Below are 14,253 nucleotides of genomic sequence, written 5' to 3' on the forward strand. Positions count from 1 at the left end.
CTTTAGCTGACCGCAACCTGTTGCATCACATTAAACGTTTCAGCTTCACTCAAACCCAGACGATGCGAAGTCACCGCGACAAATACCGCCTGCACATCATCCGGTGTGACAAAAGCGCGTTGTTGAATCAGGGCATGCGCTTGTGCTGCACGCTTTAAGGCCAGAAGGCCACGCGTAGAAAGTCCATGACGGCTTTTACGAGTTTTTTCTGCGAGATCGAGCAAATATTCCTGAATAGCTTCACTGATAAATATCTGATGAGTCAGATTTTGCAGATCTAGAATTTCATCTTCAGTAAAAATATGTGCCAGACTGGCAATCAGGGCAAAACGGGATTCCTGCTGTAATAACAGTTTTTCTGCATGGCGCGATGGATAACCTAAAGACAAACGCATCAGGAAACGGTCCAGTTGGGATTCCGGCAAAGCATAGGTTCCACTTTGGAACAGCGGGTTTTGTGTGGCAATCACCCAGAACGGTTTCGGCAAGGCATAGCGTACGCCATCAATGGTGGCATAGCCCTCTTCCATGGCTTCGAGTAAGGCACTTTGGGTTTTAGGACTACAACGGTTAATTTCATCTGCCAGTAAAATCTGGGTAAAAATCGGGCCTTGTTTAAACTCGAACTGATGTTCTTTCTGGTTAAACATATTAATGCCGATGACATCACTGGCCAGCATGTCATTGGTAAATTGGATCCGCTGGAACTTTAACCCAGCCAGATGTGCCAGACTGCTGGCTAATGTAGTTTTACCCAATCCGGGTAAATCTTCAAATAAGACATGTCCGCCTGCAATCAAACAACAGAGTGCCAGTGTGGTCTGGGCCTGCTTATCCAACACAATGGCATTAACTTCTTCAAAAAAACGCTGGATCTTGGGTGCATAACTTGCAATTTTTTGTTCAAGCACAGTATTGATGTGTGCAATGTCGTTATTTTCCTTTTGTTTCATGCCCCAGATCACAATAATTTCCTTAATAAAACATGGCCTAAGATTAACATACACTGAAATTTAAATTTTCCCAAAAGATCAATCATCTGTCTGTGTAACTGAATAAAAATACTGATTAGAAAATGGCGAGGATTTAAATAATAGAAGAGTCAAAATGATCAGGTTGAAAAGAAGTAAGAAGCGCAGAAAACAAATAAAATGATCGACACAAATAGAGATCATTTTTCTTTTCGCTCAAATCTCAAAATACCAATCTGAGCTCATCCATCTATTTGAAAAGAATCATACTTAAAAGGTATAGAGACTTAAGCGATTTCATGGATTTTTATAATAAAACTTTTCTACGCTAGCTCAATCAATGACCTCAGATTTAACGCGATCGTCTATTCCTCATATTAATTTTTAACGATAAAAAAAAGCGCCCCGAAAGGCGCTTGCTATGAATTAATGATTAACACGGACACTTCTTCATATCACCGCCCGCAGATGGATAACGGGAATCCACACAGTGACGATAAAATGTTTTCGGGTCCATGGCTTCCAGATCGGGATGATGCTTGCGCATATGCTCCACATAGGTCTGGTAATCAGGTACACCGACCATCAGACGGAAACTTTGCTGCAAACGTTGCCACAAGGTCGCAATCCGCGACCAGTTTTTCGGATTCAGTATTAAATCCTTTTGTGACATTACGGTCATCTTGATGATTTTATAAATCATCGTTTTCCCGCTTTTGGCAAACTTCAGATTCATAATATTCCCCTTAATGACCTTTCGCTGGCTGAATCTCTTCAGGATCGCGATAAATCGCTTCTGCTTCATGTACAGATGGCTCAGGATTTGCCAATGCACGACGGATAACGCGAATTGCAGCAAACAACATGACAAAGGCTACAATCATAAAAAAAGCACAGAGTGCAGCATTAATCTGGTTCGACATCGCTACCGTCTGCATTTCTGCCACAGTTTTCGCTGGCGCTAGGATTTCATTATTGGCAATCGCCGTGTTGAAACGATCTGCCTGCGCCAAGAAACCAATCTTTGGATTTTCGTGGAAAATCTTTTGCCAGCCTGCTGTCATGGAAGTGATGAACAGGAACACTGTCGGGATAATTGTCACCCACACATATTTCTGTTTTTTCATCTTGAACAGAATGACAGTACCGAGAATGAGCGCCATCGCAGCCAGAATCTGGTTACCAATACCGAAGAGTGGCCATAAACTGTTAATACCGCCGAGTGGATCGACTACGCCCTGATAGACGAAGAAGCCCCAGCCTGCCACTGCAACCGCAGTACCCAACAGGTTTCCGAAGAAATTATGTGATTGTTTTACTGCTGGAATCACAATACCGACAGTATCCTGCACCATGAAACGACAGGCACGCGTACCCGCATCTACAGCAGTCAGGATGAATAGTGCTTCAAACAAAATCGCAAAGTGATACCAGAACGCCATCATTTCACGACTGTTGAAAATTTCGGTGATGATATGCGCCATACCAATTGCAAAAGTTGGCGCACCACCAGTACGCGACAGAATCGAGTTCTCACCCACTTCCTGTGCCAGTAAATTCAAGGCTTCAGGGGTTACCACAAAACCAAGGGTTCGCACTGCTTCTGCTGCGCTTTCTGCGGTAGTACCGAGCAAGGCTGCTGGTGAGTTAATCGCAAAATAAATTCCTGGATCCAGAATTGCAGCACAGATCAAAGCCATGATCGCTACAAAAGATTCCATCAACATACCGCCATAACCGATCATACGGATATCGCGTTCGTTGTTGACCAGTTTCGGTGTCGTCCCTGAAGAAACCAAGGCATGGAAACCGGAAATCGCACCACACGCAATAGTAATGAACAGGAATGGGAACATAGAACCTGCGAATACAGGACCAGTCCCATCAATGAATTTGGTAATCGCTGGCAGTTTCATTTCAGGCATGGCAAACAGGATACCCACGGCCAAACCTGCAATCACGCCAATTTTCAGGAAGGTCGACAGATAATCACGTGGAGCAAGCAATAGCCAGACTGGCAGTACCGATGCAATGAAACCATAAATGATCAGTGCCCAAGTGAGTTCAGTGCCAGAAAGCGTAAAGAACGGACCCCAATATGGATGTTGTGCGATGTTTTCACCGTAGATAATGCCCAGCATCATCAAGACAAAACCAATAATCGAGACTTCAGCAATTTTACCCGGGCGGATAAAACGCATGTAGATGCCCATAAAGATCGCAATCGGAATGGTGGCTGCAATACTGAATACACCCCATGGACTGTTAGTCAGTGCTTTAACAACGACTAGCGCCAATACTGCCAGAATGATGATCATCACGCCCAAGGCACCGAGCATCACGATAATACCGGCAAAGGTTCCGAGTTCCTGCTTGGCCATCTCACCGAGTGATCGACCGTCACGACGGGTGGAAATAAACAGTACCAGAAAATCCTGGACTGCACCGGCAAGCACCACACCGACCAGTAGCCAGATCGTCCCAGGTAAATAGCCCATCTGCGCTGCCAGGATCGGACCGACTAAAGGACCTGCACCGGCAATCGCTGCAAAGTGATGGCCAAATAGAACGCTTTTATTGGTCGGCACATAGTCCAGACCATCGGCCAGACGATGCGCAGGCGTTAAACGGCGTTCATTCAGCTCAAATACTTTGGTGGCAATAAATAAACTGTAGAAACGGTAAGCAATGCTATAGACACAGGCGGCGGCAAGTACCAGCCAGACTGCATTTACATGCTCACCCCGACTCAGTGCCAGAACTCCGAAAGAGACTGCACCCACAATGGCTACCAAAAGCCAAATCATTTTCGAAGTCAGCGTCGACTTCTTTTGTAAAGTTTCCATTCAATCCCTCATATTGTGATGCATACAAATCAGCGTGATTGTTGTTGTTCGAGGTACTGCTGTTTTCCCTTGCGACTTTACGCCTGTTCTTTCGCTTTTCCTCTAAGACTTTGGCATAAAAAAAGGGATGATTTAAATCATCCCTCTCGATAATAGTCTATTTTCAAACCATTATGCACGTTCTAAATAATCACCAGTACGGGTATCTACACGAACGCTTTCTTCTTGCTGTACGAATAATGGAACACGTACCACAGCACCTGTTTCAAGTTTCGCTGGCTTACCGCCACCGCCAGAAGTATCACCACGAACACCTGGATCAGTTTCAACGATTTTAAGTACTACGAAGTTCGGTGGAGTCACGTTTAAAGGCACGCCATTGAACAACATGATGGTACATTTTTCATTTGAATCGTCTTTTAACCATTTTGCAGCATCGCTCATTGCTGTTTTATCAGCTGCGATCTGTTCAAAGGTAACAGGATCCATGAAGTTCCACATTTCGCCATCGTTGTACAAGTATTCCATTTCTACTTCAACGATATCAGCCGCTTCTAGGTTCTCGCCTGATTTGAAAGTTTTTTCCAGAACTTTACCTGATTTAAGGTTACGTAATTTTACGCGGTTAAAAGCTTGGCCTTTACCTGGTTTTACGTATTCGTTTTCCATGATTGAACATGGGTTGCCATCAAGCATAACCTTAAGGCCTGACTTGAAATCATTCGTAGAATAATAGGCCATGACTGGCGCACTCCAAACTTACTAACTTTAATCTATTGATGCTATGGGCTGTTGCGATGTCATTTAGCAAGTCTGACACGAACATTGAGTTGCCACATGCACATTCATTTGATGTTGCGTATTCTAAATGAGCAATACACTTTGCCGCAATGAAAAAATCCGCTTTCACCCACTCAGGCTGTTTAAGTTACAATCAGACATGAAAATCCTTTGTTTATTCATGTCTTGCTCAACGTTAAAATACCATCAGGCGAGCACGAAGATCAGCATAGCTGAATCACTCTTTATTTTATAGCGCAGTGGATTATTGCGCTTCCGCACAAACTGTTAAACTGCGCCCATCAGGCTTTGTCCTCTCACTTATTATTGTTAATCTTCCGGCATGACGAACTATCTATATCAAGAACAAAACTGGCAATCACAGCTCAGCGACCTAATCACTGATCCCCACGAACTGCTTGAAGTACTGCAACTTGCACCAGAGCAACTGCTCTCAGGTGCCATCTTGGCGTCTGAACAGTTTAAACTGCGCGTACCACGTGCTTTTGTGGGCAAAATGCAGACCGGAAACCCTTTAGACCCATTGCTTTTACAAGTGCTGCCCCATCATCTTGAACTGGAAGAACATCCAGGATTTGTTACCGATCCCTTGGGCGAAGAACAGGCCAATCAGCAACCCGGCGTACTGCACAAATATAAATCTCGTTTCCTGTTGACCTTGACTGGTGCCTGTGCCGTGCATTGCCGTTATTGTTTCCGCCGACATTTCCCCTATCAGGAAAATCTGCCTAAAAACGAAGACTGGATAAATATCAAGCAATATCTGGAAAGCCAACCCGATATTAATGAAGTGATTTTGAGCGGCGGTGATCCACTGACCTTATCGAACCGAAAATTAAAAACCTGGATTGAACGACTAGAATCAGTACCACATCTCAAATTCTTAAGAATACATTCACGAGTTCCTATTGTGATCCCCAACCGAGTCGACGAAGAGCTACTTAGCATGTTAAAAAACAGTAGGCTACGTATTATTCTGGTGGTACACTCAAACCATGCATCGGAGCTGGATGACTTCACTTGCAAGCGTTTAAACCAACTGGTTCAACAGCAGATCACCGTTTTGAATCAGGCGGTTTTATTAAACGGGGTGAATGATTCTGCTCAGGTTTTAGTGGATTTGAGCTATCGCTTGTTTGATGCCGGGGTCATGCCTTATTATTTACATGTACTTGATAAAGTAAAAGGTGCGCATCATTTTGATTTAGCGCCTGACCATATTAATGAGATTTATACAGAAGTTTTAGCGAACCTGCCGGGGTATTTGGTTCCTAAACTGGTTCGAGAAATAGCGGGCGAGAAGAATAAGACACCGCTTTTTGGGGTTTCAACATTTTTGAGTTAAATAATAAAGATGAGCACGCATACTTCAGACATTTTTCAGACACCGACGGAACTTAAACGGGAGCAGTTGAGCTTTTGCCCAACCACTGCCAAGGCTTTGCAGGAATGGGTTGCGGGGATTTCGATTCTACAACTGGGGAATTCATCCAAATCCCTGTTTAATGCCTTATTGGAAGTTTCCGAGCTGAAATGTCCAGAAACCCTGCGCTTTGACCTGATTCAGGTCTTGCATCCCACCCTTGAAAATGTCTTGACCAGTCTGGAAAAGCATTTCGTCAATCAGGGACTGATCACTTCCGACCGAAATGACCAGATCATTGAACTGGCCATGCTGTTGCGCAGTCATTTTGCCAAAATTTATATTGATATCGTCAAGCGCTGTAATCATCAGCTGACCCATCAGAAGTTTTCGCTATTTTCTCTAGGCAAAAAGAAGAGCATTCAAACTGCCCGGATGGTGTCGATTTATTATGCCCTGCAACAACTCACCCTTCTGTTATATCAACAGCATATGCTGTATAGCACGCCAGGTCTGGGACAATGGCTGGCTGCCCATCAACTGCTTGAATGTGCAATAGACAATAATTTCTATCAAAGCAATATCAATCAGGTATTAGGCACCCAGCATGAAATCCAGAATATTGCACATGCCTATGCACAGCTGATTTTACTGGATATCTTCAATACTCATCAGATCCGGCCTGCAGAAATCCAGGGCCTGTATCTATGCAGTTTTGACTGGGCCAAACTGGTGCAGATCTTGCCGAAGGAAACCACGCTGTCCCGTTATGTGGTCGATGCCAGCAAAGATCATCCACCGATCTTTAATACCCATCAAGAGCCACAGTTTCAGCCGAGCTTCTATATTTCCACCCAGAACCTGATGGATCATTTAACGGGTACTCAAAGCAAAAATACGCAGTATCTGTCGCGGAATGAAAAACTGTTCCTGACCCCTGCACTGCATTTTCATATCTACAATCTGCTCTCGAACAATGTCGAGCGTCGTCATGAACGTTATGAATATTCAGCACAGATCAATATCTGCTTTGGCTTGAGCGTGGCGCATTTTTACCTGTCTAAAGGTAAAAACTTCAATGAAACCCTGGAACTCGATGCCAATTATAATTTCCAGAGCGAAAGCAGTTTTGTCAGCTCGATGGAAAACGCCATTCCAAGTAGTTTTAGCAGCATCAAGGCGCTCGATCGAGAAACCAAACAGATCCATAGCGCTGAAGTTCTGGATATCAGTGTCAATGGTTACCGGATTAAATGGACTGGTATTACCCCGGCTAACCTGAAAACCGGTGAATTCATTCTGGTTCAGGAAAAAACCCAGAGTCAGTGGCGTGGCGGTGTGATTCGCTGGATCAAGCAGTCAACGGATAAGAGCCTAGAAATCGGGCTGGAAATTTTGGCACAAGAGCTCTTTCCTTGTGCAGCTTATACCCGTACCGAACGTCATCATGTCAACTATCAGCCTGCCCTGTTGGTGAAAATGACGCAACTGGATCAGGTCTCGACCAGCCTGATTGTCTCTGGTTCACAGATGTTTAGGGAAAAACAAACCATTCATTTACGTCTCGGTCAGGAAGAAATCAAAATCTATCTGACCAAAGCACAACTGATTACGCAGAGTTTCATCCGTTTTGATTATGAATTACTCAATGATCAGGAAGAAGAGATGATCGAAAACTTTATCGATCAGCACATGAATGAAAGCAGAAATCATGATTTATGGGAAGCATTGAAGTGAGAAATCCATTATTGTCTAAAAAGTTAAAACGTACTGAAACACGTTTACTGATTATTGATGATAATCAAATTAGATATAACCAAATCCGTGATCTTCTGACCAGTCATGATTATCAGGTCGATGCTGTGCTGCTGGATGATCTGCAGTCTTTTGAAAAACAATTAAATTTCAACTGGGATCTGATTATTTTTGGGCGTGCCTACGATCTGAAATACGAACAGGCCTTAAGTTTGGTGCGTCTTTCGCTGCAACCTGACCTTCCGATGATTTTGCTTAAACCGGATGATTATCAGGCTGAACAGTATGCGCAATATATCCGTAAAGGGATCTATGACATTCTCAACTTCGACTACTTGGAACGCTTTTATGTGGGACTGGTCCGAGCATTGTCATTTAGCCGTTTGTCACAATCTCAGCAACATTTAATGACTGAGCTGGAAACAGCACAAATTCAGGCACAATCTTTAGTAGACGACAGCAACCGTGCTGTTGCCACCATTCAGGAAGGGATTCATATTCAGGTCAATGCGGACTACCTGAAACTGTTTGGCTTGCAAAATGAAGATGAGATCATTGGTCTACCTTTACTAGATCTGCTCCAGCCTTCAGATTTGAATGATTTTAAAACCCGTTTCAAAAAGATCTCTCAGCGTCAATTTGATTTAGGTCGAGTCGAGATTCAGTCTCTGAATCCGCATGTGTCCGCATCTAACCCATTAAAACTGGAATTCTTGCCTTCAACTGCTGAAGAAGATGCAGTACAAATTAGCATTGATACTCAATCTCAAACGGTTTTTTCCGAGAAAACTCCTGGAAAACCAAGTGTTTTTCAGTCACTTAAACGTGAACTGAACAAGCAGTCTGCACCGGTGAATGCCTTAGTCACTTTCTCTTTAAGTGCATATGACCCGGAAGTTCTACAATCTGACTGGGCCACTTTTAATGGGTACTTTGATGCAGTCAAAGAATTCCTCAAGGAACAGACCCATATTCCCCTGTTTAAACTGGAATATGATGTCGTTGTCGGTCTGTTCCAGGCAGACTCTAAAGCAATTCTTGAATCCAAACTGATCAGTTTAAATGCCTTAAGCAAACCGCAACTCATTACAGTGGGACAAAAGTCATTCCCTCTAAATTTGCGCTTAGGCTATGTCACGCTTGAACAGGGTTTACAGGATGAAATGCACTGCAATACGCTGATTGGACAAGCATTCTCGACATCTTTACCTCAAGCAGAAGCTGTACCTGAATTTAAACTCGATATTCCTGCATCACTGAGCAGTCCGGCCATGGTAGAAATGCCAAGTATAGATTTCAGTGTTGCTGAAACACCAGTTGCCAGCTCAACAGTGGCAACGATCAGTCCAGCAGTCACGTCTATTCCTAGCGCTACACCTTCTATTTTGAAAGCCTTAAGTGAATGTCTGGAACGTGGCGAGATCCATTTAAAGTATCAGCAACTCTATGATAAAGAAGATACGCGTTTATATACCTATGAAGTGACCAGTGGCTTTATTTTTGAGAATAAATGGCAGGATATTTCTAGCCTTTTAGAACTTCATGAAGATGATGAACTGTCCATTAAACTGGATCGCTGGATTCTGGTTGAAGCCAGTAAACAGCTACACAACTTTATTACCCAGTATCCTGATGCAAGCTTAATTGTTAATTTGAACCGTGCCGTGCTATTTAAAGACCGCACCTTCCCGGAATTTATTTCCAAGCTGATTACGATTATTCGCAGTAAAGTGAAGCATCCGCTAATCTTGCAATTCTCAGAAGAAGATATTTTACTGAATCAGCAAGATGCACAAAAATATCTACGCGTGCTGTATGAACATGGCGCACTGATTGCACTGCGTGATTTTGGTCAATCCATGTACAGTCAAAATTTACTGCGCGAACTTGAACTGGATGGTGTCAGCTTACATTCAAACTTAACCAATATGCTCAATAAAGATACCGAGATTGAGCAACTACAGGAAAAAATTACCAGCTACAATGAAATCAAGCCACTCAATATTCTGATCCGTGAATTAAATGATATGACACTGTTCGCGAATGCCTGGAACGTGGATGCCCGCTTTATTCAGGGGAATTATTTCCAGAAAAAACTTGATCATTTGATTGATGTACAAGATCACTAAGATCTTGTACAAGCCTGTGCATTTAGGAAATCGAATGATAATTTTCTAAATTGCAGGCACAAAAAAAACGGGCTTAAAGCCCGTTTTTTCATTTTGGGTATTAACGTTTAACAGAACGTGACATACCAGCAAAACGTTGTTTGAACTTGTCGATACGACCGCCAGTGTCAACGTTCTTTTGCTTACCAGTGTAGAATGGGTGGCAAGCTGAACATACGTCTAGATAAAGAGTTTCTTTACCAAGAGCTGAACGAGTTTCGATTACGTTACCACATGAACAAGTAGCAACTAAAGTTTCATATTTTGGGTGAATATCGGCGCGCATCGTCGATTACTCCATTAGATTCAAGAAGGTTTAGCTGTCATCGCTATTGATCACTCTCAAATGAGGAAGCAGGAACATCGTTCATGCAGATCAACACCACAACAGACCATTCTTTTGGCCCACCGAGACGGATACCGTCAGAGCTAAGCACAACAAGTGGGCATTATTATACGTGAAACGAATTCAATATGCGAATTATTCTTCAGCTTCTGATTCACTCTCTTTGGCCCACAGATTGGCAATAATCCCGCAGACCATTAACTGAATCTGATGAAAAATCATGATCGGCAGGACAATCATGCCCAGCGGCTGGCCAATAAATAAAATTTGCGCCATCGGTACTCCACTGGCCAAGGTTTTCTTGGAACCACAAAAGAATGCCGTTTTTTGGTCAGCGCGGCTAAAGCCCAGCCAGCGTGGAATATAAAGTGATAATAACATCACAATGGTGAGTAACACCGAGCAAGCCAGCAATAGCAACAACAAGGTACTCAGGTTTACTTCATTCCACAGACCAGCCACTACGGCGCTACTAAAAGCGCCATACACCACCAGTAAAATCGAACCTTGATCGAAAACCTTGACGATTTTTGGCATTTTCATCATTTGCGGATAGATCCATGGACGCAGAATCTGTCCTAAAATAAACGGCACCAAGAGCAGCAGTGTAATCTGGATAATCGATGAAGTCGGATCAAAACCATGATCAGATTGACCGAGAATAAAAAATGCCACCAATAATGGGGTAATAAACATACCGATCAAATTGGAAAAAGAGGCGCTACATACCGCCCCGGCGACATTGCCATGAGCCACCGAAGTAAATGCGATCGAGGACTGCACAGTGGATGGCAGGAAACACATAAACAGGAAACCCCAATATAGTTCCTGTCCGAGCATCGGTAATAAAATCGGCTTGGCCAAAAGTCCGAGAATTGGAAACAAAGCAAAAGTGAGCGCAAAAACCAAAGTATGCAATTTCCAGTGCATAATGCCTTGCAGCACAGCTTCACGAGACAGTTTGGCGCCGTGCAGGAAAAACAGGATGGCGATCGCTCCTGTCGTCACCCAGCCAAAGACTTCAGCCGCCTTCCCCGAAACTGGCAACACACTGGCCAGCAAAACCATCACAAACAACAGTATCGTAAACCGATCCAATGCCAAGAACTTAAGCATATCCCTATAATCCCTCAGATTTTATTGTTTGATATAAAAATGCCCGACTATCTTAACAGATGCCGGGCCCATGCTATGCACTCAGATTGATGTAATATTTTCATCTATACATGAATGCATTTCATATATCTCGCTACATCACACTTAGTTATTACGTGCATTGTTGTCTTGCTGGATCAGCTCGATCTTGTAGCCATCTGGATCTTCTACAAATGCAATTACAGTCACGCCACCTTTCATTGGGCCAGCTTCACGCACCACATTACCGCCACGCGCTTTAATCTCTTCGCAAGCCTTGTAAGCATCATCAACTGCAATCGCAATATGACCATAAGCATTGCCCAGTTCATAGCTGTCTGTATCCCAGTTATCCGTCAATTCCAGTACGGTGTGATTCTCTTCATCGCCATAACCGACAAAAGCCAGGGTAAAACGGCCTTCTTCGTAATCACGCTTACGAAGCAAAGTCATGCCAAGTACTTCAGTATAGAACTTAAGAGATTGTTCTAAATTGCCTACACGTAACATGGTATGTAGCATGCGCATATTAATCATCCTTCTGTACAGATTGTTGTTGGTGTTCACCGAGCAGTTTTGCGACCCAGACCACCAGAATCAGGATCGGAATCCCAATCAGAGTAGTCATCAGGAAGAAATTCGGATAACCGATATTGGTGACTATAGTACCCGAATATCCACCTAAAATCTTAGGCGTCAGGGTCATGAGTGAGCTAAAAATCGCATATTGAACAGCAGTAAATGACACACTGGTCAAGCTCGACAAGAATGCAATAAACGCAGCACCAGCCAGCCCGGCGGCCAGATTATCGACAATAATGGCAAAATAAAGCCACTTGTCGCTATAAGGTTTAATCACCTTGCCACTGACTTCGACCGTATCTGAACTGTTGCCATCAACCACTGCCAAGGGCTGAATATCGACATCCAAATTCTGGGTACTGCTCAGCTGATCATTGACCTGATAAACATGTATGGTTTGCTGTAGTGCTTGACCATCTTGCATCAGGACGGCACTGATAATATGTGCAGGTGACTGAATCAGTTGTTGTGCAGGAATCGCGGCAGTAAATACGCCTTCACTTTCCAGTTTTGCCTCAATATTCTGATCATTGATTTGCAAAACAATTTTTTGATTCTCTTGCAGTGCTTCACCTACATATTGGCCACGCACCACAATGGTCTTGTCCTGTTCAGCTACAGTGAGGGTATTGTCACTGGTGATCGGCAGGATCTGTAACTGGGTGCTGCCCTGTTGTGCGGTCAAATACGGCATGCTGACCTGCACTGGCGCTTGATTGGTATTATCTGTATTAAGATAAGCGGCTGACACTTGTAGCTGTTTGCTCTTCGCCAGCACTGCACTCGGTACATCTAGCTTCCAGTAACCCACTTCATCGGTCTCTGCCTGATAAACCTGATTACCGGCTTTAACTTCCACAGCTGCCAGTTTTTCACCAGACTTGACCAGGCCGATAAAAATCAGGTTGGTGGAACAGGCCAGTACGGCACCGACAAACATCAGTTTCATGATGTTCATCTTCTGGGCCAAGAGCCCGCCAAGGAAACCACCGACTAAAGAGAAAATCACTCCATAGACTTTAACCGCCTCGGCAATCTGTTCTTTACTGAAATTCAGGTCCTGATAGAACACATTCGAAATGACGCCGGCAATAATATCGGAGACTCGATAAAAACCGATCAGCAATAACAAGACCAATGCCAGTTTCAAGCCATAACGCTTAAAGAAATCTGCAACCGGATTGACCCAGGTTTCATAGGCCATCTGCTTGTTAACCGCACCCAATTTTACCAAGCTTGCCCCGATAGCAAATGCGACGGCACCTGAGCCAATAAAGCGCAAGGCCTCAAAACAGAATAAGGCAAAGGTATCTTGAATGGCGAATTGTTCGGTGATGCTGGCCACCAGATTGCCCGAATAGATATAGCTCAGAACAAAACTGATCACCGCCACAAAAAACACCGCAACTAAACGGAAATAATCACTGCGCACATAGTGTTTGCGTACCCGGTTAACCTGCGGCTCCCGAATGGACAGTGTGGTGATAATACCGACCAGCATGACGGCAGCCATGGCCAGATAAGTCCATTTCCAGGCATCGTAAATATAATTGCCTTTGGCTGTTCCTAAATAGGCTGCCAGAAACAAGGCACCAGCACCGGCCACGATCATCCCGATCCGGTAACCGGCATTATAGGTGGCGGCCAATACGGTCTGCATCTGGGTTTCCGCCAGTTCAATCCGGTAGGCATCAATCACAATATCCTGTGTTGCTGCGGAGAAACCAAGCAGGACTGCACCGAGCGCCATTTGCTGTAAATGTGTTGCACCCAAAGCCGGATCAGAAAAGGCCATAATGGAAATGGCACAGACAATCAGAATCTGCGCAATCAGCAACCAGGCACGACGACGTCCCAGAGCCTTGGTCAGAAATGGGACAGGAAGTTCATCAATGAGCGGTGCCCAGACGAATTTAAATGAATAGCCCAATGCGGCCCAGCTAAAGAAAGTTACTGCACTTTTGCTGATTCCGGCCTCACCTAACCATAAAGACAGACTCGAAAAAATCAGAAGAATCGGCACACCAGCCGAAAACCCCAAGAACAGCATGATCAATGCACGTCGATCTAAAAATGCTGTAAATGCGGATTTCCAACCCGTCGTTTGTGTTGTCATTGCTTTATTATTTTCCGCAGAAAAACCAATTGCTGCTATTCAATCCTGTAATAGCGTATCTTTCAACAAGATTTATATATTTATCACATTTCCGGTTTTTTATTTTCTGGCAAAAGCGACATGTTGGCTTGAATTTTTCAAGTAAATCTGTATACCTTAACTCTCATCAAC

General features: G+C 43.9%; 11 protein-coding genes. 3 read left to right on the top strand and 8 right to left on the bottom strand.

Translation table 11 applies throughout. From position 1 onward, the window contains the following. Positions 1-2 precede the first annotated feature (2 nt). From Q9R24_RS01400 to efp, 4 genes are all read right to left on the bottom strand, one after another. A complete protein-coding gene (locus tag Q9R24_RS01400; RefSeq protein ID WP_253159036.1) occupies positions 3-965 on the bottom strand; it encodes an AAA family ATPase in 963 nt (320 codons plus the stop codon). A gap of 439 nt (positions 966-1,404) precedes the next feature. Next, positions 1,405-1,710 (bottom strand): YbdD/YjiX family protein, encoded by a 306-nt coding sequence (locus Q9R24_RS01405; protein WP_171054308.1) that lies wholly within the window; start codon positions 1,708-1,710, stop codon positions 1,405-1,407. Between the two features lie 7 nt (positions 1,711-1,717). Continuing rightward, a complete protein-coding gene (locus Q9R24_RS01410; protein ID WP_004279748.1) occupies positions 1,718-3,817 on the bottom strand; it encodes a carbon starvation CstA family protein in 2,100 nt (699 codons plus the stop codon). A 171-nt stretch (positions 3,818-3,988) separates the two neighbouring features. Further along, complete coding sequence (gene efp, locus Q9R24_RS01415; protein WP_004279747.1) at positions 3,989-4,558, bottom strand: elongation factor P; 570 nt, start codon at positions 4,556-4,558, stop codon at positions 3,989-3,991. A 382-nt stretch (positions 4,559-4,940) separates the two neighbouring features. Between efp and epmB the strand changes: the two genes are divergently transcribed. Genes epmB through Q9R24_RS01430 form a run of 3 tightly spaced genes read left to right on the top strand, consistent with a single transcriptional unit; the run spans position 4,941 to position 9,865 of the window. Continuing rightward, on the top strand, positions 4,941-5,963 hold the full coding sequence (gene epmB, locus Q9R24_RS01420; protein WP_311203552.1) for an EF-P beta-lysylation protein EpmB: 1,023 nt from the start codon (positions 4,941-4,943) through the stop codon (positions 5,961-5,963). A 9-nt stretch (positions 5,964-5,972) separates the two neighbouring features. Then, positions 5,973-7,718 carry a GTPase gene (locus Q9R24_RS01425; RefSeq protein WP_311203553.1) on the top strand — a complete coding sequence of 582 codons (1,746 nt, stop codon included), beginning with the start codon at positions 5,973-5,975 and terminating at the stop codon, positions 7,716-7,718. Beyond that, positions 7,700-9,865 carry an EAL domain-containing protein gene (locus Q9R24_RS01430; RefSeq protein WP_311203554.1) on the top strand — a complete coding sequence of 722 codons (2,166 nt, stop codon included), beginning with the start codon at positions 7,700-7,702 and terminating at the stop codon, positions 9,863-9,865. Before Q9R24_RS01425 ends, Q9R24_RS01430 begins: the two co-directional genes overlap by 19 nt. Before the next feature lie 100 nt (positions 9,866-9,965). Here the strand turns inward: Q9R24_RS01430 and rpmE are convergent, their stop codons facing one another. The 4 genes from rpmE to Q9R24_RS01450 form a co-directional block, all read right to left on the bottom strand. Then, positions 9,966-10,190 (bottom strand): 50S ribosomal protein L31, encoded by a 225-nt coding sequence (rpmE, locus tag Q9R24_RS01435; RefSeq protein ID WP_004279743.1) that lies wholly within the window; start codon positions 10,188-10,190, stop codon positions 9,966-9,968. 195 nt (positions 10,191-10,385) lie between these two features. Continuing rightward, a complete protein-coding gene (locus Q9R24_RS01440; RefSeq protein ID WP_311203555.1) occupies positions 10,386-11,366 on the bottom strand; it encodes a bile acid:sodium symporter family protein in 981 nt (326 codons plus the stop codon). 144 nt (positions 11,367-11,510) lie between these two features. Further along, positions 11,511-11,912, bottom strand: a complete 402-nt coding sequence (gloA, locus tag Q9R24_RS01445; protein WP_311203556.1) for a lactoylglutathione lyase — start codon at positions 11,910-11,912, stop codon at positions 11,511-11,513. A gap of 1 nt (position 11,913) precedes the next feature. Further along, positions 11,914-14,082 carry an AmpG family muropeptide MFS transporter gene (locus tag Q9R24_RS01450; RefSeq protein WP_311203557.1) on the bottom strand — a complete coding sequence of 723 codons (2,169 nt, stop codon included), beginning with the start codon at positions 14,080-14,082 and terminating at the stop codon, positions 11,914-11,916. Positions 14,083-14,253: the final 171 nt, after the last annotated feature.

It is taken from the genome of Acinetobacter sp. RRD8 (genome assembly GCF_031844225.1).
Taxonomy (GTDB): domain Bacteria; phylum Pseudomonadota; class Gammaproteobacteria; order Pseudomonadales; family Moraxellaceae; genus Acinetobacter.